The sequence below is a fragment of the Micromonospora haikouensis genome (assembly GCF_000876225.1).
GTDB lineage: Bacteria > Actinomycetota > Actinomycetes > Mycobacteriales > Micromonosporaceae > Micromonospora > Micromonospora haikouensis.
Window position 1 is genome coordinate 3,074,333 of the sequence record NZ_JXSX01000001.1, and the last position, 20,118, is coordinate 3,094,450.

Genomic DNA, 20,118 nt, shown 5'->3' on the forward strand with positions numbered 1-20,118 from the left:
AGCGCAAGCGGTGCGACCGCTTCCGGCGGTGCCCCACTGTCGGTAGGTTGAGGCTGCCTCCGCGTGACGGCCACGGGGCTTCGTCAGGTGGCCGGCCCCGGGTTGGCGCCGAGCGGACAGGGGAGGCCCCTCGAATGAAGATCGTCGCGTTGTCCTGCACGCAGAAACGTCTGCCGTCGGTGACCGACGCGCTGCTCGAAGCGGCGATCACCGGTGTCGTCCGGGAGGTCGGCGACGCGCAGATCCAACGGATCCGGCTGATCGACCACCGCATCGCGATGTGCGAGGGCGAGGACACCTGCCTCGATCCCGAGGTGGGCCGGTGCACCCTCGACGACGACTTCGCGCACGTCGTCGACCTGGCCGAGGGCGCGCAGGCGATGCTGCTCGCCATGCCGGTGTACGCGGGGAACGTGCCGGCCGTGCTGAAGATCTTCCAGGAACGCCTGAAGAGCTTCATGAACGCCCGGCACCGCCCGTTCGGCAACCTGCTGGTGGGCACGATCGTCCACTCGCGCACGATGCTGACCGAGCCCGCGCTGGGCGCGCTGTTCCCGTGGTATCTGCGCCTACGGAACAGGAACGTGGCGTCGGCGTGCGTCACCCAGAACGAGCACCAGGACCTGACCCGCACCGCGGCGATCGACCTGTGCGTGGCCGTGGGCCGGCAACTCGGCATGACGCTCGACAACAGCCGGTCGCCGGCCTCCGACCGCACGGCCCTGCCGGTGGTTCACACGCCGGCCCGTCCCCGCTGCGGCGATCCGGCCGCGTCCCCCGCCGGTGCGTGAGGAGAGGACTCCGCGCGCCAGGTGCACCCGTCGCCCGCCTGGTCACAGGTCACCGTGACGTCCGGCTCCACGTAGCGGGCGGCGATGGCGGTGTTGAGTTCCTGGCAGTACGCGCACGGCGACGAGAACGTCAGCACGACGCCGGCGCGGGCGGCCCGCTTGCGGTACCGCAGGATCCCGCAGTCGGCGTTGCGCAGGACGGTGCCCGAGGGCTGGGGCTCGCTGCTGACCGCCGAGTCGTACAGCATCAGCTGGTTGCGCAGCCGGGCCATGAAGTGGTCGGTGGCGGACACCCCGGCGGGCCGTTGGGCCCGCAGCAGCTCCGCGGTGATCCGGGAGTTCGCCTGGATCCACGCGGCGAGGCCCTCCTCGCCGTGCTCGCCCAGGATGAACTCCTCCGCGGCGGCCTGGGCCTCGAAGAACCGCTGACGCCACAGGTCTACCTTCTCGGCCGGGTCGAGGGGGGACGGTTCACCGGTCACGGTCCGCGTCCTTGCCCGCGGCGGCGTCCAGCTCGGCGAAGACCTCCTGGGCGACGCGCAGCCCGTTGTTGGCCACCGGCCAGCCACCGTAGTAGGCGAGCTGGATGATGACCTCGACGATCTTCTCCCGCGACATCCCGAGGTGCAGGGCGGCGCCGATGTGGCCGCGCAGCTCCCAGTCGGTCCGGGCCAGCGCCACCGCGGTCAGCGCCACCAGTTCGCGCTCCTCGACGCTGAGGTGCGGGCGGGTCCAGATCTCGCCGAACAGGTGGTCGACGGTGATCCGCAGGAACTCCGGGTAGGACCCCGGGCGCGGTTCGCGGCCGAAGACCTGCTGGAACATCGCCACGCCCTGCTCGTGGCGGACATCCGGCTGGCTCATCGATCAACTCCTTCGCATTGGCCGAACAGTTGGCAACGTCCACGCCGCCACGAAGGCGGCGGCCAGGAGCGCCGCGCCGCTGCCGAAGGCGGCCGGCACGCCCACCCGCTCGGCGACGAGGCCGACCACGACCGGCCCGACCACGGCGCCGACGTCGGTGCACATCGAGAAGACAGCGACGCCACTGCCGGCGCGGCCCGCGACGACGTCCCCGATCAGCGCGGCCGGCGCGGCGTTGAGCAGCGCCGAACCCGCCGCGTACACACAGAGCAGCACGACGAGCCAGGCGTAGCTGTCCACGAACGCCAGGGCGGCGACCGCCGACGCGGCCACCCCGGTGCCGGCGACCATGGCGGGCCGGCGGCCGGCGCGGTCCACGACCCGGCCCGCCGGCACGATCAGCAGCGCCTGGACGACGGCGGACGTCGTGAACGCCCACCCGACCCACGTCACGTCGTGCCGCCAGGCCACCACCACCGTGGGCACCAGCGCGCCGCGCAGCCCGAACAGGACCCAGCCCTGCGCCAGCGCCGCGAGGCACGCCGCCACGTAGCGGCGGTCCCGCAACAGGACCGGCAGCCCGACCGCCTCCCGGCCGGGCTCCGCGCCGGCGGTGCGGCCGGTGCGGAGCACCGCCAGGGTCAGCGCCGCGGCGGCCAGCAACAGCACGGCGTACGCCAGGAACGGCGTGGACAGGTCGACGAGGGCGAGGAGCCCGCCCAGCGCCGGTCCGCAGACCCCGCCGAGCAGGAAGCCCGCCTCGAACACGGCGCTGGCCCGGCCCCGCCGGTCGGCCGGCGCGACCGCCAGGAGCGTCGCCAGGGCGGACACCGAGAACAGCACCGAACCGACGCCGCCGAGACCCCGGAACACGAGCAGCTGCCCGTAGGACGAGGCGAACGCGGTGAGGGCCGAGGAGACCGCGCACAGCAGCAGGCCGCCGACGAGGACCCGCCGTTCCCCGAACCGGGCGCCGAGCCGGCCGCAGAACGGGCTGGCGGCCAGCCGCAGCAACGCGAACAGGGCGACGAGCACGCCGATCCGGGTGGGCCCCGCCCCGAACGTCGCCGCGTACACCGGGAGCACCGGCAGCACCAGCCCCAGGCCGAGCATGACGCAGCCACCGACGACACTGAGGACGTAGACCTCGCGGGGGAGATCCGGCTGGGCGGTGGCAACGGGTGGGGCGTTGCCGGTGCCGGCCGCCGTCACTGCCCGGTCACAGGATGATGCTGAGCTTGCCGTGCTCGTACAACGTCTCGTGGTCGAGCACCACGACCCGTCGCCGGACCCGGAACGACTCGCCCGCCACGACCAGCTCGAACCGGTACTTCCCGACGTAGGCGTCGGAGCGCCCGTGCCCGAACCGGTGCACGACGGCGTTCGCCGCCACGTCGAGGTGGGTGCCCCGGTCGGCCAGGATCTCCACGTTGCCGATCATCCGGTTCGTCCGCGACCGGGGGTTCTCGCACCACACCTCGTCGTTGAGGAGCTGTTCGATGCGCTGGCGCAGCCGGGCGGCGTCGTCGTCGACGAGCCCGAGGGCGTCGGTCGTCCCGTCTCGGACGTCGGTGGCCGGCACCGCGTAGCGGACGTCGTCGGTCAGCATCTCGTCGTACCACTCGCGCAGGCGCCACTCGTCGAGCAGGCGCGCCTCGCGGAACAGGAACTGGCTCACCCGGTGCCACAGCCGGACCTGGGCCGCCTCGTCGACGCTCAGCTCGATGGTCATCGTGGTCCCGTCCCATGTGCGCCGCCGGGGTGGGCAACCTCGACGTGGTGGCCGTCGTCGCCGTGCATCAGCCGGTCCCACTGCCGCCAGAACTCGCGGGCGGGAAGCTCGTCGGTCGTCTCCGGGACCTCCTTGTTCATGCCCCGGGACAGGTCGGAGTAGCGGACCGTGCGGTTGAGGTAGCCCCGCTGGCACGACTCGATGATCTCGATGTCGTCGGGGGTGGCGAAGCCGGCGGGGCCGAGGAACGTGAGGTAGTGGCTCTTGCGGAGTTCCCGGATGTCCGGATCCTCGTCCTTGGGGGCCAGGGCGACCGAGGTGATGGCCATCCGGCCGGCGCCGACCGGGTCGATCTTGCGGATGGTGATCGCGATCGCGTCGATGATCATCAGGTTGGGGAAGACGAGCAGCGCGCGGTTGGTGCCGGTGATCCGCTGGGCGCGTTCGGGGCCGAACCGGTCGACGAAGCGTGCGGCCGTCGCCTCGATCCGGGGCCGGACCTCGGTGCCGAACATCGGCGTCCAGTAGGCGAGCGGCCGGGCCGCCGCCGGCGGCAGCTCGTTGGCGCCGTGACCCAGGCCGAGGGCGCGGCCGAAGCCGCCCCGCCGTCGGGGTGGCACCGACCCGAGCGACTCCATGTAGCTGACGTACCGCTTGTGCAGGGCCCGGAAATGGTAGATGTCGACGCTGTTCTCCATCATGAGCTTCCAGTTGGCCTGGGCCCCGTGCAGTTGCGCGCCGCGGATCACCTCCATCCCCACCTCGGACTGGTCGTCGACGAGGTCGAGGTATTCCGTCGCACCCGCCAGGTATTCGGTCAGGGTGAGCGGCTGCTGCGGATCGTAAGTGACGAACACGAAACCGCGGTAGGTGTCACTGCGGTGCCGCGCGAGGCCGAAGTCCGCCTTCCGGAAACCCGGCCCGTATCCGTCCGGGATCGGGACCCCGACCAGGTCGCCCTGATTGGAGAACGTCCAGTCGTGGTACGGGCACCGGAACGATCTGACCTGCCCGGCCGGCTGCGAGCAGATCAGGGCTCCACGGTGGGTGCAACTGTTGGCGAACACCCGGATCACCCCGTCGGACCCGCGCGCCATGACCACCGGACGCCCGCCGACGTCGCGGGCCACGTACGAGCCCGGCCCGGGCACCTCCGACTCGTGCCCGACGTACAGCCAGCACCGGTCGAAGATGCGGGTCAGCTCCCGGGCGGCCAGGTCCTCGTCGGTGTAGGCGCGGCGGTCCACCCGGAACGAGTGGCGCCCGGGATCGTCGAGCACGATCGGGTCGCCGACCGGCCGCTGCAGTTCGATGGTCACCGCGCCCCCTGCCGCTGCAGCGTCTCGACCGTGCCGACGACCAGCTCGGCCGTGCGTGCGGCGGAGTCGCCGCACTCCGGCTGCGCGGCGCGCAGCCGGGCCCGGTAGTCCCGGGCGGGATCGAGCAGGTCGGCGACCGCGGCGGCGACCGCCTGCCCGGTGACGTCGGCCGGCTGCAACGCCGTGCCGAAGCCCGCGCTGCCCACGAAGTGCGCCTGGATGGGCTGGTCCACCGCCAGCGGGATCACCAGCATCGGCGTCGCCGCCCGGACCGACTCCGCCACCGAGTTGTAGCCGCCGTGGGTGACGAACACGTCGGCGCGTTCGAGCACCTCACGTTGCGGCAGGTAGGGGGCGGTGAGCACGTCGTCGGGCAGCGCCAGCTCCGCGGCGAGGTCGCCCACCGCGGCGATCACCTGGGCGCCGGTCGCGGCCGCCCCGAGGATCACCGTGCGCAGCAGGTCCGGCCGCCGGTAGAAGATCGTGCCGAAGGAGACGTACACCACCGGGCGCTCGGGGTCGAGCCGGTCCAGGCCCGCGAAGGCGACCTCGTCCCCGCGCGCGCCCGCCGCGCCCGGCAGTCCGACAAGCTGCACACCGTCGTCGGTCACCGCGTCCGCCCCGACGAGGGCGGGAATCGTCGGCATCAGGTTGAGGATCGGCGACCGCGCGGAGTGGGTCCGGGTCGACCACCCCACCCCGTGCCCGGTCAGATAGGCGCCGACCTGCTCGTCGTAGGGCCAGCGGCCCCGCCGGTGCTCGGCCGGGCACACGCCGCCCAGGTTGGCCCAGATCATCCCGTACGGCACGCCGGACACGTGCGCGCCGACCATGGCCGACGCCGTGACCGGCAGCGAGTCGACGAGCACGAAGTCCGGTTCGGCGGCCCGGATCGCCTCGGCGGTCTGGTCCGCCACCGGCGACGACCGGAGCATCGGGCCGATCCTGGCCGGGTCGCCGCTCCACGGCGCCATCTCGACCTGCCCGACCCCGTGGACCTGTGCCTTGCCCAGTGCCTGGCGGCGCTGCTCGTCGAGCGCGCCGCCGTCGGCGGACAACAGCAACAGCGCGACCTCACTGCCAGCAGCGTGGAGCGCGTTGACCACCGGAACATACGGGTTCAGATGGCCGTGCTGAGTCGTGGTGAGCAGGGCGACGCGCATCAGATCTCCGATCCATCGAGAGATGACGACCAGGTCGACCCGGGATCTGGCTCCGGACGAATCGGCGCAGCCACGACCGCGACACCCCCTGGCTTCGGCAACGAGTCGGGACGGCGACGCACGAACGGCAGAACTCTGCCCCCGGACAGGCGAGAAGACGCCCGGCAGGCGAAAGGGACCGTCGACGTCCAGGTACTACTACGAGGTGTTACGCATTTCCCTCATCGCTGAGGGGAACATCGATTGACGTTACTCGGCACAACTCGAACAACCCGGTTCGCCGCCTGCCCGCAGACGGTTTCACAAAGCCTGCCGGGATGTGCAATCGATGTCAATGCCTGTGCGTGTCGCGGGTGTCGCGGTGTGTCGCGGGTCGGGCCGCCGCGCCGGGACGGGGTCGGCGCGGCGGCGGGGGACCCGGCGTCGCTAGGACGTGACCCGGAAGGTGGCGCTCTGGCGGTCCGCCTCCGACGAGCCCGCGCTGAGGGGGTCGATGCGCAGCACGTAGTTGCTGTGCCGCAGGTAGCGGTCGGGGAAGTTGTAGGAGCGGAACGACGACCAGGAGCTGTCGGCCAGCCCGGCGGTGCGGTAGAAGGTCGCGTCGGCCCGGAACGTCGAGGTGTTGTCGTTGGCGGCGAGCCGCGCCACGTAGCCGCTGTGCCGCAGGTAGTTGCCCGGGCGGTTCACCGACTCGAACGACACCGCGGAGGAGTCGGCGAGGCCGGGCACCATCCGCCACATCTGGTCCTGGTACGGGTCGAAGGGATACGGGTCGATGCGGACCGCGCCGTTGGAGTGCCGGACGAAGTAGTCGGGCAGGTTGGAGGACTTCAGCCGGACCCAGTTCGGGGCGCCCCAGCGGCTGACGGCGGCGTTGTACTCGGCGTCGGTGATGCCGGTGATCGAGCCGTGCTTGCAGTTCAGCGGCGGCGTGTAGTCGCGCTGGTTCATGACCGACCACGAGTTGCCACCGACGTTGCTGGTGGACCACATGTACATGTCGTTGTTGACCGGGGAGAACGAGTCCCCCCACAGCCACCAGGCGCCGCCGTCGTTGCGCGGGACCAGGTGCGCCCCCTCGATGGCGTTGCCCTGCCGCAGGCCGCTGGTGTAGGTGGTGAAGCTGTTGGGGGCGCCGGTGCTGGAACGGGCGCCGTACAGGTTGCCGTTCGAGAGGTTCTTGTAGAACAGGTACGTGACCCCGCCGCTGACCCGGATGTCCGCGTCGAGGATGGGGAAGCCCGGGCTGAAGTAGGTCTGCGGCGCGCTCACGGTGCGGAAGTCGGAGGTGTAGTTCACCAGGAACAGGTCCGTGCTGGTGTTGGCGGAGTAGACGATGGCGTACTGGCCGCGCCCGGCGTCCCAGAACACCGTCGGGGCCCAGGTGTGCACGTTGCTGTAGGTGTGCATCTGGATCCGCCGGTAGCCGGTGAAGCTCGTCAGGTCCGTCGAGTCGTACACGTGCAGGTACTGGCTGTTGCGCCCGAAGTTGGTGCCGTAGAGGTCGGTGGCGACCACCACGAACGTGCCGTCCTGCTTGCGGTGGATGTACGGGTCGCGCAGGCCGAGGTCGCCGGCGGTCGGGGTGACCACGGGGTTGTTCTGGTTGAGCGGGGTCCAGTTGAGGCCGTCCCGGCTCACGGCGACGTGCAGGCCGTAGTTGGCCCCGGTGAAGCTCGGCGACTCGGTGAAGTAGGTCATGGCGTAGGCCGTGTAGGTGGCCGCCAGGGCTGGCCGCGCGCCGAGCGACAGCCCGGTCGTGGTGAGCGCGGTGGAGGCGAGCGCCCCCAGGGTGAACTGCCGTCGGGTCAACGCCATGGTGTGTCGGCCTTTCTGGTCGCAGCGTCGCGGGATGGACTCGGGACGAAGGGGTGGCCCCCGGTGCTCGTGCCGGGCCCGTTGCCGGGTGCGGACCTGGCCGAGCGGGGGATCCGACGGCGCCACCAGGCACTGGGCGTCGTCGGACCGGGCCTCGGATCGGTGCCGTGACCCGGGCTTGAGGGCAGACGCGTGTCGCACATCCATGCATCGGTCTGGATGTTATCGATAACATAACGTGGCCGTAACGTCGCCGCAAGGCTGCGCGGCGCTGTCGCGCATCACCGCTGCTCGCAGCCCTGGACGCCGGAGCGCCCCGGTGTCGGCGGTGACGACTTGACGAACATCATGTTATCGCTCACAGTCGATAGGCGAGGTGCCGGGAGGCGGCCCGAGGGCGGCCGGTCGTTGTGCCTCGACTCAGGATGTCGCTCTGGCCGGGGCACGCATTTGCCCTGGTGAGCGCCCTCAATCAGCTGGTCTCGGCGGTCGCGCCTCGGCGTGGCGTGCCCGCCCGGGACCGATCGGTCCGACCGTCGTCATTGGAGGAAACATGGTTGCTCTCGCAGGGCTCCTGTCACCCGCGTCGTTCCGACGACGCGGGTGGCTGGCCCGGGTCACGGCCGCGGCCGCGGCGACAGTGCTGGTGGGCGGCGCGGTCGTCGCGGTGAACTCGACACCGGCCGCCGCGGCGACCGTGGACACCGGCGCCTGGTACGTGCTGCTCAACCGCAACAGCGGCAAGGCGTTGGACCTGTACAACCTCGCCACGAACGACGGGGCGCGGATCACCCAGTGGACGCGTAACGACGGCAACCAGCAGCAGTGGCAGTTCGTGGACTCCGGCGGCGGCTACTACCGGCTGAAGTCGCGGCACTCGGGCAAGGTGCTGGACGTCTCCGGCGCGTCGACGGCCGATGGCGCGGCGGTGGTGCAGTGGTCGGACGTCAACGGCACCAACCAGCAGTTCCGCCTGGCCGACTCCGCGGACGGGTACGTGCGGTTGATCGCCCGGCACTCCAACAAGGCCGTGGAGATCCAGAACGCCTCGACCGCCGACGGCGCGAACGTCGTCCAGTACGCCGACTGGAACGGGTCGAACCAGCAGTGGCAGCTCGTCCGCGTCAACGGCGGCACCACGCCGACCACGCCACCGCCGGGCAACGGCACCGCCGGCTGCGGCAAGGCGCCGGGCATCGCCAGCGGCACGCACACCATCTCCAGCGGCGGCAAGAACCGCACCTTCATCCTGCGGATCCCGGCCAACTACCACCAGAGCACCCCGTACCGACTGGTCTTCGGGTTCCACTGGTGGGGCGGCACGGCGGTCGACGTGGACACCGGTCAGACCGTGGACCGCAACACCTGGTCCTACTACGGGCTCCAGCGGCTGGCGAACAACTCCACGATCTTCGTCGCCCCGCAGGGCATCGACAACGGTTGGGCCAACGCCGGCGGCGAGGACGTCACCTTCGTCGACAACATGCTCAGCCGGATCGAGGGGGCGCTCTGCGTCAACCCGCGCCAGCGCTTCTCCATCGGGTTCAGCTACGGCGGCGCGATGAGCTTCTCCCTGGCCTGCTCCCGCCCGAACATCTTCCGCGCGGTCGTGGTGCAGTCCTCCCCGGGCACGCTCAGCGGCTGCAGCGGCGGCACCCAGCCCGTCGCGTACCTGGGCGTGCACGGCATCGGTGACAACCCCGCCAGCGGGCGTGCCCTGCGCGACCGCTTCGTCGCCAACAACGGCTGCACCCCGCAGTCGCCCCGCGAGCCGTCGGCGGGCAGCCTGACCCACGTCGTCACCACCTACTCCGGCTGCCGCTCGGGGTACCCGGTGGTCTGGGCCGCCTTCGACGGCGGGCACATCGCCGCGCCCCAGGACGGCGCACCCGGCGACAGCGGACCCCGGACCTGGGTCCCCGCGACGGCGTGGAGCTTCATCACGCAGTTCCAGTGACCGGGCCGTTGCAGTGAACGGGCCGTGACGGGCCGCCCGGCGGGTCATGCCGACCGCCGGGCGGGCACCGGCCGTGGCCGTCGTCGGTGGGCTCGCGGTGTGCGCGTTCCCACGCCCCGTCGACCGGGGGCCCGGCGAATGTTACGGCTTGACGTCCGGAGTGTTATCGCCCACAGTCAATGTGCTCGATGTGAGCGCTAACAGGAGTTGGTGTCGGCGGCCTTGGCCGTCCGTCGACCGTCCACGAAGGAGGGACATGGCACTCATCGAACAGGTCGTGCCGGGCGCGCGACGGCGTGGCCGGTTGCCCCGAGTCGCCGCCGCCATGCTGGCGATGCTGCTCGGCGCCGGGATCGTCGCGGTGGTGCCGTCGGCGGCCGTGGCCGCGACGGTGGACACCACCGCGTCGTACGTGTTGGTGAACCGCAACAGCGGCAAGGCGTTGGACCTGTACAACCAGGCGACCAACGACGGGGCGCGGATCACCCAGTGGACGCGCAACGACGGCGCCTGGCAGCAGTGGCAGTTCGTGGACTCCGGCGGCGGCTACTACCGGCTGAAGTCGCGGCACTCGGGCAAGGTGCTGGACGTCTCCGGCGTGTCGGCGGCCGATGGCGCGGCGGTGGTGCAGTGGTCGGACGTCAACGGCACCAACCAGCAGTTCCGCCTGGCCGACTCCGCGGACGGGTACGTGCGGTTGATCGCCCGGCACTCCAACAAGGCCGTGGAGATCCAGAACGCCTCGACCGCCGACGGCGGCAACGTGGTGCAGTACGCCGACTGGGGCGGCAACAACCAGCAGTGGCAGCTCGTCCGCGTCGGCGACCCCGGCACCCCCGGCGGCTCCAGCTACACCAACCCGGTCCTGTGGCAGGACTTCGCCGACGTCGACATCATCCGCGTCGGTGACGCCTACTACCTCTCCTCGTCCACCATGCACTACTCCCCGGGCGCGCCCGTGCTGCGCTCGTACGACCTGGTCAACTGGGAGTTCGCCGGTCACTCGGTGCCCCGGCTGGACTTCGGCAGCAAGTACGACCTGCCCAGCTCCACCTCCCGGGCCTACGTCAACGGCATCTGGGCGTCGACGCTCAACTACCGCGCCAGCAACGGCACGTTCTACTGGATCGGCTGCATCGACTTCAACAAGTCGTACGTGTACACGTCGACCTCGGTCAGCGGCACCTGGCAGAAGCGCTCCGAGATCAACAACTGCTACTACGACGCGGGTCTGCTCGTCGACGACAACGACACGATGTACGTCGCGTACGGCAACAGCACCCTGCACGTGGCGCAGCTGTCGGCGGACGGCCTGAGCCAGGTGCGCACGCAGCAGGTGTACACCACGCCGTCGAACATCGGCACGCTGGAGGGCTCGCGGTTCTACAAGCGCAACGGCTACTACTACATCTTCGTCACCAAGCCGGCCAACGGGCAGTACATCCTGCGCTCGACCAGCCCCTGGGGCCCGTACGAGACGCGCCAGGTGCTGCTGAACATGCCCGGCCCGATCTCCGGCGGCGGCGTGCCGCACCAGGGCGGCCTGGTGCAGACCCAGAACGGCCAGTGGTACTACATGGCGTTCGTCGACGCGTACCCGGGTGGCCGGGTGCCGGCGCTCGCGCCGATCACCTGGACGGCCGACGGCTGGCCGCAGATCCAGACCGTCAACGGCGCCTGGGGCAGCAGCTACCCGTCGCCGCTGCCGGCCCGGCCGGTCGCGCCGATGACCGGCGCGGACACCTTCACCAGCACGACGCTGAGCCCGCACTGGGAGTGGAACCACAACCCGGACAACACGAAGTGGTCGGCCGGCAGCGGCCTGCGGTTGCAGACGGCCACCGTCACCAACGACCTCTACAGCGCCCGTAACACCGCGACCCGGCGCATCCAGGGGCCCACCTCCACGGCCACCATCGAGCTGGACTACTCGACCATGCGCGACGGCGACCGCTCCGGGCTGGCCATGCTCCGCGACTCCTCGGCCTGGATCGGCGTACGCCGGGACAACGGGGCCACCCGGGTGGTGATGACCAACGGCCTGACCATGGACAGCAGTTGGCGGACCACCAGCACCGGCACCGAGATCGCCAGCGCGGCGGTCAGCGGCGGCCGGATCTGGTTGCGGGCCAAGGCCGACATCAGGCCGGGCAGCGGACGGCAGGCGTCCTTCTCCTACAGCACCGACGGGGTGAACTTCGTCCCGCTGGGCAACGCGCTGACGTTGAACAACGCCTGGCAGTTCTTCATGGGCTACCGCTTCGCGATCTTCAACTACGCCACCCAGGCGCTCGGCGGCGCGGTCACCGTCCGCCGGTTCGACCTGACCACCCCGTGACAGACGCCGGGCCGGGGGCGACGCCCCCGGCCCGGCACCACGGCCTTGCGGCCCTCGGCAACTCAGCGCGCGAGCCAGCCCCCGTCGACCGGGATGACGGCCCCGTTGACGTACGCCGCCGCGTCGGAGGCGAGGAAGACGGTGGCCCCGGCGAGGTCGTCGGGCCGACCCCACCGACCGGCCGGGATCCGCTCCAGGATCGCCCGGTTGCGCTCCGGCTGCTCGCGCAGCGCCCGGGTGTTGTCGGTGTCGATGTAGCCCGGCGCGATCGCGTTGACGTTGACCCCGTGCGGGGCCCACTCGTTGGCCAGCGCCCGGGTCAGGCCGGCGATCGCCGACTTCGCCGCCGCGTAGCCCGGCACCGTCACGCCGCCCTGGAAACTGAGCATCGACGCCGTGAAGATGATCTTCCCGGTGCCGCGCCGGACCATCTCCCGGCCGACCTCCCGGGCGAGCAGGAACGGGGCGGACAGGTTGACCTCCAGCACGTGGTCCCAGTCGTGCTCGGAGTGCTCGGCCGCGGGGGCGCGGCGGATCGTGCCGGCGTTGTTGACCAGGATGTCGACCGGTCTGGGCAGCTGCCCGAGCCGCTCGGCGAGCGCGCGGACGGCGACGCGGTCGGACAGGTCCGTCCGGTACGCCTCGAACGACCGGCCCTGGGCCGCCACCCGCCGGCCGACCTCGCTGCCGGACTCCTCCAACGCCGCGCTGACGCCGACGATGTCCGCTCCGGCCGCGGCCAGGGCCTCCGCCATGGCCAGGCCGATCCCGCGCCGGCAGCCGGTCACCACGGCCAGCCGGCCGCTCAGGTCGAACGGGTTCACGCCGCACCTCCACAGTCCACGAGGACCTTCACCTCGCCGCCGGCGGCGAGCGCCCGGAACGCCTCGGCCACCTCGGTCAACGGCACGATCCGGGTGATGAGCCGCTCGGCGGGCACCTGCCCGCCGTGCACCAGCCGGACGGCCTCGGCGTAGTCGTCGCGCTCGTACACCCGCACGCCGATCAGCTCCAGCTCGCGCCAGAAGACGCGGTGCAGGTCCACCGCCGGCGGGTTGGGGTGGATCGCCACGACCACCAACCGCCCGCGTACGGCGAGCAGGTCGGTCGCGGTGCGGACCCCGGCGGCGGAGCCGGACACCTCGAACACCACGGCGGCGCCGGCCCCGCCGGTCACCTCGTGGACGTGCCGCACGACGTCGACCGCCGCCGGATCCAGGGTGCTCAGCCCGAGTTCGGCGGCGAGCTCGCGGCGGTGCGGGTCGAGTTCGAGCACCGTCACCTCGGCACCGACCGCCCTGGCGACCGTGCCGATGAGCAGCCCGACCGGGCCGGCGCCGATGACCACCGCGTGTTCGCCGGCGGCGAGCCGGGAGCGCCGCACGTCGTGCACGGCGACCGCGGTCGGCTCGACCAGCGCGGCGTGGGTCAGGGGCAGGTCCGCGGGCAGCGGCACCAGCAGCCGCGCGGGCACCGTCCAGGAACGCTGCATCGAACCGGGCGAGTCGATGCCGACGAAGTTGAGCCGGTGACAGATGTGGCTGTGGCCGGCCCGGCAGGCCGGACACTCGCCGCACCAGTCCAGCGGCATGACGGTCACCGGGTCACCGACCCGGTGGCCCTCGACGCCCGCGCCGACCTCGGCGATGCGGCCGGCCATCTCGTGGCCGATCACCGCGGGCACCCGGACCCGCCGGTCCATCGCGCCGTGCGCGACGTGCAGGTCCGTGCCGCAGATGCCGGTGTACGCGACGTCGATGCGCACCTCGCCGGGGCCGGGCGGCACGGGGTCGGCCTCGGCGACCACGAAGGTGTTGTCGCCGACGTACTGCGCGCTGCGGTTCACGACGCCTCCTCGGTCAGGTGCCAGACCTCGTGCATCGGGGCCCACCAGTGCCCCGAGCCGGGCTCGGCGAGCGACTCCTGGCACGGATCGGTCAGTTTCCACCACTCCCGCGTCTGCGGGTCCTCGGCGATGCGGCGCTGGTCCGCGTCGTGGTCCTCGCCGACGTACTCGTAGTAGCCGAACAGCAGGTCCCGGTGCAGGAAGATGCTGTAGTTGCGGATGTTCGCCTCGCGTAGCGTCTGTTCGACGCCGGGCCAGACGGCGGCGTGCAGCCGCAGGTAGGTGTCGCGGTGGTCCGGTCGCAGCCGGATCACCCAGCCGTAGCGTCGCACGTCATGCCTTTCCGGTGGGGTGTGGCTCCCCGGCCGGCGCCGGGGGGAGCTGCGCGACCCGCCGCGCCAGGTCGTAGGCGCGCACGGCGGTGCCGGCGAGGATCTCGTGCCGCTCCGCGGCCGACAGCGGGGGCAGCGCCGCCGCCAACGCCCGGGCCACGCCGGCGTAGTCCGACCGGAGCAGGCAGACCGGCCAGTCGGAGCCGAACATCAGCCGCTGCGGTCCGAACTCCTCGACCGCCACCTCGACGAACGGGCGCAGGTCGTCCGGCGTCCAGTCGGGCCCGGCTTCGGTGACCAGGCCGGACAGCTTGGCGGTGACGTTGGGGCAGGCGGCCAGGTCGGACAGCGGCCCGCGCCAGCGGCGCAGCCCCGCCCCGCCCTCGTCGATCCGGGGCTTGCCGAGGTGGTCGAGCACGAACCGCAGCTGCGGCAGCGCCCGGGCCGCCCGGGCCGCCGCCGGCAGCTGGTCGGCGCGGATTACCAGGTCGAACACGAGCCCGGCGGCGGCGAGCTCGGCGAGCCCGCGTCGCACGTCGGGCCGGTCGAGGTAGTCGGGGTCGGCCTCGCCCTGCACCTGCGAGCGCACCCCGGCCAGGTAGTCGCCGCCCCGCAGCCCGCGGTAGCGCTCGACGGTGGCGGCCACGTCGCCGGCCGCGACGTCGAGCCAGGCCACCACCGCGAGGATCGGCGCGGTGTCGGCGGCGTAGCCGAGGAACTCGGCGGCCTCGTCGGGGTGGCAGCGGCCCCCCTCCACCAGCACGGTGCCGTCGACGCCGGCCGCGGCGAGCTCGGCGGTCATGTCCGCCGGTGTGAACGGCCGGCGGATGGTCGCCAGTTCGGGCGCGTCGAGCCACGCGTAGCCGCGTTCCGGCCGCCACAGGTGGTGGTGCGCGTCGATGATCATGCCGTCGGCGCTCCCGCCGCCGCCGGCCGGCGCGTCCACTGCGGCCCGTCCGGGTAGCGGAAGTCGGTCACGGACGCCGCGACGATCTCCGCGCTCATCCCGGGCGCGGTGGGCGCCAGGTAGCGCCCGCCGCTGATGCGTACCGGATCCACGAAGTGCTCGTGCAGGTGGTCGACGTACTCGATGGACCGGTCGTCGGTGCTGCCGCTGAGCGCGACGAAGTCGAACATGGCCAGGTGCTGCACCAGCTCGCAGAGCCCGACCCCGCCCGCGTGCGGGCAGACCGGCACCCCGAACTTCGCGGCGAGCAGCAGGATCGCCAGGTTCTCGTTGACCCCGGCGACCCGGCACGCGTCGATCTGCACCACGTCGACGGCGTCGGCCTGCAGGAGCTGCTTGAACATCACCGCGTTGTGCACGTGCTCGCCGGTGGCCACCTTCACCGGGGCGAGGGCCTTGCGCACGGCGGCGTGCCCGAGCACGTCGTCCGGCGACGTCGGCTCCTCGATCCAGTACGGGTCGAACGCGGCCAGCTCGCGCATCCACCGGATCGCGTCCGGCACGCCCCAGATCTGGTTGGCGTCGACCGCGATGCGGACGTCCGGCCCGACGGCCTGCCGGGCGATGCCCATCCGGCGGACGTCGTCGGCCAGGTTCCCGCCGACCTTGAGCTTGATCAGCCCGTACCCGTCGCGCACCGCCTCGGCGCAGAGCCGGGCCAGCTTCTCGTCGTCGTAGCCGAGCCAGCCGGGGGTCGTGGTGTACGCCGGGTAGCCCTCGGCGAGCAGCCGGCGCTCGCGTTCGGCCCGGCCGTCGTCGGCCTCGCGCAGCAGCGTGAGCGCCTCGTCCTCGGTGAGGGCGTCGCGCAGGTAGCGGAAGTCGACCTGCGCGACGAGCTGCTTCGGGGTGAGGTCGGCGAGCAGCTTCCACAGCGGCTTGCCCGCCCGCCGGGCGGCGAGGTCCCACACGGCGTTGACCAGGCCGCCGGCGGCCATGTGCACGACGCCCTTCTCCGGGCCCAGCCAGCGGATCTGGCTGTCGCCGACGAGCCGGCGGGCCAGCGCGCCCGGGTCGGCGGTCAGCTCGTCGACCGACTGGCCGACCACCATCGGGGCGAGCGACTGCACGGCCGCGACCTGGATCTCGGTGCCGCGGCCCACCGTGAAGACGAGGCCGTAGCCCGTGGCGCCCGACGAGGTCCGCAGGATCACGTACGCCGCGGAGTAGTCCGGGAACGGGTTCATCGCGTCCGACCCGTCGCGGTGCCGGGAGGTGGGGAATCGTACGTCGATGGTTGCTACGGACGTGATGCGCTCAGTCACCTGAACTCCTGAAGGGATAGAACGTCGGCCGGGGTGCCCGGCTCGTGGGTCTGCCTCGCGACGGGCCCGCCCGGCGGGCCGGTCGTCTTACGTCTGCGCCTTCCCCCCGGTGATGCGGGAGACCACCAGGGCCACCAGGATGACGGCGCCGTTGAGGAAGTTGGTCCACTGCGCGGGCACTCCGGCGAGGGTCAACACATTGATGATCATAAACAGCAGCAGGACGCCGGTGAAGGCGCCGAACACGCTGCCCCTGCCGCCGTTGAGGCTGACGCCGCCGATCACCGCCGCCGCGAAGACCTGGAAGATCGCGCCGCTGCCCTGGGCCGACGGCACCGCCGCGAGCCGCCCGCTGATCAGCAGGCCGGCGAGCGCCGCGAGCACGCTGGCCACGATGAGCGCGATCCACAGCACCCGGTCGGTGCGGATGCCCGCCGCGCGGGCCGCGTCCTCGTTGCCGCCGATCGCGTAGAGCGCCCGGCCGGCACGGGTGTGACCCAGGACGACGACCCCGGCCGCGAACAACAGCAGCGACACCCAGATCGAGGCCGGCACCCCGAACCAGCTCGCGGAGCCCAGGTACGTCATCGACTCGGGCAGCGCGAAGAAGGTCTGCCCGCCGGAGATGCCGGTGAGCAGCCCGCGCAGGATGATCAGCATGCCCAGCGTCACGATGAAGCCGTTGAGGCCGAACCGGACGATGAGCAGCCCGTTGAACGCGCCGACGAGGGCGCCGACGAGCAGGACCACCGGGATCGCCCAGCCGTCCGGCAGCACGCCGAGCCCGAGGCCCCGGGTGAGCGCGGGGTCCACGATCAGCCAGGCGGCGATGCCGGGCGCCAGGCCGAACGTGGACTCCAGCGACAGGTCCATCTTGCCGGTGATCAGCACGATGGTCTGCGCGAGGACGAGGATGGCGATCTCCGACATGCTCTGCAGCACGTTGATGATGTTGTCGGAGCTGAGGAAGACCGGATTGACGATCGACCCGACGATCGCGACCGCGATGATCGCCGGCACCAGGGCCAGGTCACGCAGCCGGGCGATGGCCAGGCTCCGCGACGACGGCGCGGCCGACGGTGGGGGCGCCGGGGACGGCGTCTTGGTGGTGGACAGCGTGTCAGACATGGTGGAGGTCCACCCCTTCCATGGCGGCTACCAGATCGTTGTCGCTCCAGCCGTGGGCCATCTCGCCGACGACCCGGCCCTGGAACATCACCAGCACGCGGTCGCAGATCCGCAGATCGTCGAGTTCGTCGGAGACCACCAGCACGGTGGTGCCCCGGCTGCGCACGTCCTCGACGACGCCGAGGAGGGTCTGCTTGGACCGCACGTCGACCCCGGCGGTCGGCGTGATGAGGACCAGCACCCGCGGATCGCTGGCCAGGGCCCGGCCCATGACGACCTTCTGCTGGTTGCCGCCGGACAGGTCGGCGGCCGGCACGTGCGGCCCGGACGCCTTGATCGCCAGGCCGGCGATCGTGTCCCGGGCCAGGGCGTCGCGGCGGGCCGACGAGATGAGGCCGTAGCGCCCGACGCGGTGCGGCACGGTCATCGTGACGTTCTCCGCGATGGACATCGACGGCACCAGGCCCTCCCGGTGCCGGTCCTGCGGCACCAGCCCCACGCCGGCGTCCAGCGCGTCGGGCACGCTGCCCGGGCGCAGCACCCGGTCACCGAGGGCGACGGTCCCGCCCGCCGGGCGGGCCAGACCGACGATCGCCTCGGCCACCTCGACCTTGCCGCTGCCGCCGCCACCGGCGATGCCGACGACCTCGCCCGCCCTGGCCTCCAGCGAGAACTCGGCGCCGGACGAGGTGACCAGGTCGCGCACCGACAGCAGCACCGGCGCGTCGGACGGCAGGGGACGATGGTCCGCCTCCGGCATCGTCACGTCCTCGCCGGTCATCGCGGCGACCAGCGCCTGGCGACTCAACTCGGCCACGTCCGCGGTGACGACGTGCCGGGCGTCGCGGAAGACCGTCACCCGGTCGCAGAGTTCGTAGATCTCCTGGAGGTGGTGGCTGATGAACAGGAACGTCACCCCGTGCGCCCGCAGGTCCCGGATCCGGGCGAACAGCCGGTTGATGCCCGCGGCGTCGAGCTGGGCGGTCGGCTCGTCGAGGATGATGAACCGGGCCCCGAAGGACAGGGCGCGGGCGATCTCCACGAACTGCCGCTGCTCGACGGTGAGCGTCGAGGCCGGCTGGCGTACGTCGACGTCGACCGACCACGTCGCCAGCAGCTGCTCCGCCTCCCGCCGCAGGCTCGACCAGCGGATCAGTCCGCTGCGCCCCCGCGCGTGCCGGTTGAGGAACAGGTTCTCCGCCACGGTGAGGGTGGGGATGATCGTCGACTTCTGGTAGACGCATGCGACCCGCTGCCGCCAGGCGTCGCGGTCGCCCAGCGGTGGCGCCGGACGCCCGTCGAAGGCCACCGCGCCGGCGTCGGCGGCCTGCAACCCGGTGAGGATGCTCACCAGCGTCGACTTGCCGGCGCCGTTGCGCCCCACCAGGGCGTGCGTCTCACCCCGGCGGACCAGGATGCCCGCCTCGGACAGGGCGAGCGTGGACCCGAAGCGCTTGGTGATGTTCACGGCCTCGACGACGGGCCGGCCGTCGCCGGCCAGCCCGTCGCCGGGGCGGTGCGGGGCGGCACTCATGCCTTACGGCCCCACAGCGACGCGTCGTCGAACTTCAGGGTCGGCTGCCCCGCGACCGGCGCGCCGTCCAGCGTCACCAGCGGCGCGGGGAGCTGGTCCTCCAGCAGGCCGTCGCGCACCTGGATGATGGTGCTGCCGTGCTCGGTGGGGCCCGGCTGGAACGTCTTGCCCTCGATCGCCGCCTTGGCGTACTCCAGCCCGTACCGGGCGTACAGGTCGGCGGGCTGGCTGACGGTGGCGTCGATCAGGCCGTCGCCGATGTTCTTCAGCTCCTCGGGGATGCCGTCGTTGGAGACCACGAAGACGTGCTTGGGGTCGGTCGGCGGCACCTGCAGGCCCCGCTGCTTGAGGATCTGCAGCGTGCCCGACAGCGCGAACGAGGACTGCATGTAGATGCCCTTGATGTCCGGGTCCGACGCGAAGCGGGTCTGCAGCTTCGACGCCGCCACGTCGGCCTTCCAGTCGGTGGCCTCGCCGAACACCTTGATGCCGGGGAACTCCTTGCCCATGCACTCGTTGAACGCCTCGGTGCGGTCCCGGCCGTTGATCGAGTCCAGGCCGCCCTGGAGCATGACGACCTTGCCCTTGCCGCCCAGCTTGGTGCCGAGGAACTGGCACGCCTTCGTGCCGTAGGCGCGGTTGTCGGCGCGCACCACCATGAACACCTTGCCGGTGTCCGGCCGGGTGTCGATGGTGACCACCGGGATCTTGCGGTTCTCCAGCTGGGCCAGGGTCGGCGCGATGGCGGCGGTGTCCTGCGGGGCCATCACCACCCCCTTGACGCCCTGGCTCATGAAGGTCTGTGCGTTCGAGATGAGGTTCGCGACGTCGTTCTGCGAGTTGGTCGTCTTCACCTCGACGCCCAGCTCCTCGGCGGACTTCGGCACGTACTTGATGTACGAGTTCCAGAAGTCGGTGTCCGAGCGTGGGTAGTCGACCCCGACGAGCGGTTTGCCGCCGCCCGAGGCGGCCCCGTCGCCCGCCTGGTCGCCGCAGCCGGCGGTGAGGGCGGCCGTCGCGCCGAGCAGCAACGTCAGCCCGGTGCCCAGCAGGTTCCTTCGGTTCAT

At 71.8% G+C, this 20,118-nt stretch carries 18 protein-coding genes; 3 read left to right on the plus strand and 15 right to left on the minus strand.

Going from position 1 to position 20,118, the window contains the following annotated elements; genetic code table 11:
• Nucleotides 1-134: 134 nt before the first annotated feature.
• Nucleotides 135-791 (plus strand): flavodoxin family protein, encoded by a 657-nt coding sequence (locus tag TK50_RS12785; RefSeq protein ID WP_043962946.1) that lies wholly within the window; start codon nucleotides 135-137, stop codon nucleotides 789-791.
• On the opposite strand, the gene TK50_RS12790 is transcribed toward TK50_RS12785, so the two are convergent.
• From TK50_RS12790 to TK50_RS12820, 7 genes are all read right to left on the minus strand, one after another.
• On the minus strand, nucleotides 734-1,273 hold the full coding sequence (locus TK50_RS12790) for a hypothetical protein (RefSeq protein ID WP_043962948.1): 540 nt from the start codon (nucleotides 1,271-1,273) through the stop codon (nucleotides 734-736). The two genes, TK50_RS12785 and TK50_RS12790, sit on opposite strands and share 58 nt — an antisense overlap.
• A complete protein-coding gene (locus TK50_RS12795) occupies nucleotides 1,263-1,655 on the minus strand; it encodes a carboxymuconolactone decarboxylase family protein (protein ID WP_052503712.1) in 393 nt (130 codons plus the stop codon). The genes TK50_RS12790 and TK50_RS12795 overlap by 11 nt, the downstream gene beginning before the upstream one ends.
• A gap of 3 nt (nucleotides 1,656-1,658) precedes the next feature.
• Nucleotides 1,659-2,867, minus strand: a complete 1,209-nt coding sequence (locus tag TK50_RS12800) for an MFS transporter (protein ID WP_043962949.1) — start codon at nucleotides 2,865-2,867, stop codon at nucleotides 1,659-1,661.
• 7 nt (nucleotides 2,868-2,874) lie between these two features.
• Entirely contained in the window at nucleotides 2,875-3,387 is a 513-nt protein-coding gene (locus TK50_RS12805) for an aromatic-ring-hydroxylating dioxygenase subunit beta (protein ID WP_043962950.1), read from the minus strand.
• Nucleotides 3,384-4,706, minus strand: coding sequence for an aromatic ring-hydroxylating oxygenase subunit alpha (locus tag TK50_RS12810; RefSeq protein ID WP_043962951.1), 1,323 nt, complete (start codon nucleotides 4,704-4,706; stop codon nucleotides 3,384-3,386). Before TK50_RS12810 ends, TK50_RS12805 begins: the two co-directional genes overlap by 4 nt.
• Nucleotides 4,703-5,869 carry a glycosyltransferase gene (locus tag TK50_RS12815; RefSeq protein ID WP_043962952.1) on the minus strand — a complete coding sequence of 389 codons (1,167 nt, stop codon included), beginning with the start codon at nucleotides 5,867-5,869 and terminating at the stop codon, nucleotides 4,703-4,705. The genes TK50_RS12810 and TK50_RS12815 overlap by 4 nt, the downstream gene beginning before the upstream one ends.
• 426 nt (nucleotides 5,870-6,295) lie before the next feature.
• Nucleotides 6,296-7,687, minus strand: coding sequence for a glycoside hydrolase family 43 protein (locus TK50_RS12820; RefSeq protein ID WP_043962953.1), 1,392 nt, complete (start codon nucleotides 7,685-7,687; stop codon nucleotides 6,296-6,298).
• Nucleotides 7,688-8,240: 553 nt separating this feature from the next.
• On the opposite strand from TK50_RS12820, the gene TK50_RS12825 reads away from it, so the two are divergent.
• Both TK50_RS12825 and TK50_RS12830 read left to right on the plus strand, forming a co-directional pair.
• Entirely contained in the window at nucleotides 8,241-9,644 is a 1,404-nt protein-coding gene (locus TK50_RS12825) for an RICIN domain-containing protein (protein WP_082106275.1), read from the plus strand.
• A gap of 256 nt (nucleotides 9,645-9,900) precedes the next feature.
• Nucleotides 9,901-11,982 carry a family 43 glycosylhydrolase gene (locus TK50_RS12830; RefSeq protein WP_043962955.1) on the plus strand — a complete coding sequence of 694 codons (2,082 nt, stop codon included), beginning with the start codon at nucleotides 9,901-9,903 and terminating at the stop codon, nucleotides 11,980-11,982.
• Between the two features lie 62 nt (nucleotides 11,983-12,044).
• On the opposite strand, the gene TK50_RS12835 is transcribed toward TK50_RS12830, so the two are convergent.
• From TK50_RS12835 to TK50_RS12870, 8 genes are all read right to left on the minus strand, one after another.
• Nucleotides 12,045-12,806, minus strand: a complete 762-nt coding sequence (locus tag TK50_RS12835) for an SDR family oxidoreductase (RefSeq protein WP_043962957.1) — start codon at nucleotides 12,804-12,806, stop codon at nucleotides 12,045-12,047.
• The gene (locus TK50_RS12840) at nucleotides 12,803-13,828 is read right to left on the minus strand and encodes a (R,R)-butanediol dehydrogenase (RefSeq protein ID WP_043962958.1); all 1,026 of its coding nucleotides are present in this window, start codon (nucleotides 13,826-13,828) and stop codon (nucleotides 12,803-12,805) included. Before TK50_RS12840 ends, TK50_RS12835 begins: the two co-directional genes overlap by 4 nt.
• Complete coding sequence (locus TK50_RS12845) at nucleotides 13,825-14,160, minus strand: L-rhamnose mutarotase (protein ID WP_043962960.1); 336 nt, start codon at nucleotides 14,158-14,160, stop codon at nucleotides 13,825-13,827. The genes TK50_RS12840 and TK50_RS12845 overlap by 4 nt, the downstream gene beginning before the upstream one ends.
• 1 nt (nucleotide 14,161) lies before the next feature.
• Nucleotides 14,162-15,067, minus strand: coding sequence for an amidohydrolase family protein (locus tag TK50_RS12850; RefSeq protein ID WP_043964400.1), 906 nt, complete (start codon nucleotides 15,065-15,067; stop codon nucleotides 14,162-14,164).
• Complete coding sequence (locus TK50_RS12855) at nucleotides 15,064-16,389, minus strand: enolase C-terminal domain-like protein (RefSeq protein WP_043962962.1); 1,326 nt, start codon at nucleotides 16,387-16,389, stop codon at nucleotides 15,064-15,066. The genes TK50_RS12850 and TK50_RS12855 overlap by 4 nt, the downstream gene beginning before the upstream one ends.
• A gap of 87 nt (nucleotides 16,390-16,476) precedes the next feature.
• Entirely contained in the window at nucleotides 16,477-17,517 is a 1,041-nt protein-coding gene (locus TK50_RS12860) for an ABC transporter permease (protein ID WP_043962964.1), read from the minus strand.
• Nucleotides 17,510-19,051 (minus strand): sugar ABC transporter ATP-binding protein, encoded by a 1,542-nt coding sequence (locus TK50_RS12865; protein WP_043962966.1) that lies wholly within the window; start codon nucleotides 19,049-19,051, stop codon nucleotides 17,510-17,512. Before TK50_RS12865 ends, TK50_RS12860 begins: the two co-directional genes overlap by 8 nt.
• Complete coding sequence (locus TK50_RS12870; RefSeq protein WP_043962967.1) at nucleotides 19,048-20,118, minus strand: sugar ABC transporter substrate-binding protein; 1,071 nt, start codon at nucleotides 20,116-20,118, stop codon at nucleotides 19,048-19,050. Before TK50_RS12870 ends, TK50_RS12865 begins: the two co-directional genes overlap by 4 nt.

Coding starts and splice junctions, on each gene's coding strand:
- TK50_RS12785 (WP_043962946.1), top strand. CDS start 135: ATGAAGATCGTCGCGTTGTCCTGCACGCAGAAACGTCTGCCGTCGGTG.
- TK50_RS12795 (WP_052503712.1), bottom strand. CDS start 1,655: ATGAGCCAGCCGGATGTCCGCCACGAGCAGGGCGTGGCGATGTTCCAG.
- TK50_RS12805 (WP_043962950.1), bottom strand. CDS start 3,387: ATGACCATCGAGCTGAGCGTCGACGAGGCGGCCCAGGTCCGGCTGTGG.
- TK50_RS12815 (WP_043962952.1), bottom strand. CDS start 5,869: ATGCGCGTCGCCCTGCTCACCACGACTCAGCACGGCCATCTGAACCCG.
- TK50_RS12820 (WP_043962953.1), bottom strand. CDS start 7,687: ATGGCGTTGACCCGACGGCAGTTCACCCTGGGGGCGCTCGCCTCCACC.
- TK50_RS12825 (WP_082106275.1), top strand. CDS start 8,241: ATGGTTGCTCTCGCAGGGCTCCTGTCACCCGCGTCGTTCCGACGACGC.
- TK50_RS12830 (WP_043962955.1), top strand. CDS start 9,901: ATGGCACTCATCGAACAGGTCGTGCCGGGCGCGCGACGGCGTGGCCGG.
- TK50_RS12850 (WP_043964400.1), bottom strand. CDS start 15,067: ATGATCATCGACGCGCACCACCACCTGTGGCGGCCGGAACGCGGCTAC.
- TK50_RS12860 (WP_043962964.1), bottom strand. CDS start 17,517: ATGTCTGACACGCTGTCCACCACCAAGACGCCGTCCCCGGCGCCCCCA.
- TK50_RS12865 (WP_043962966.1), bottom strand. CDS start 19,051: ATGAGTGCCGCCCCGCACCGCCCCGGCGACGGGCTGGCCGGCGACGGC.
- TK50_RS12870 (WP_043962967.1), bottom strand. CDS start 20,118: ATGAACCGAAGGAACCTGCTGGGCACCGGGCTGACGTTGCTGCTCGGC.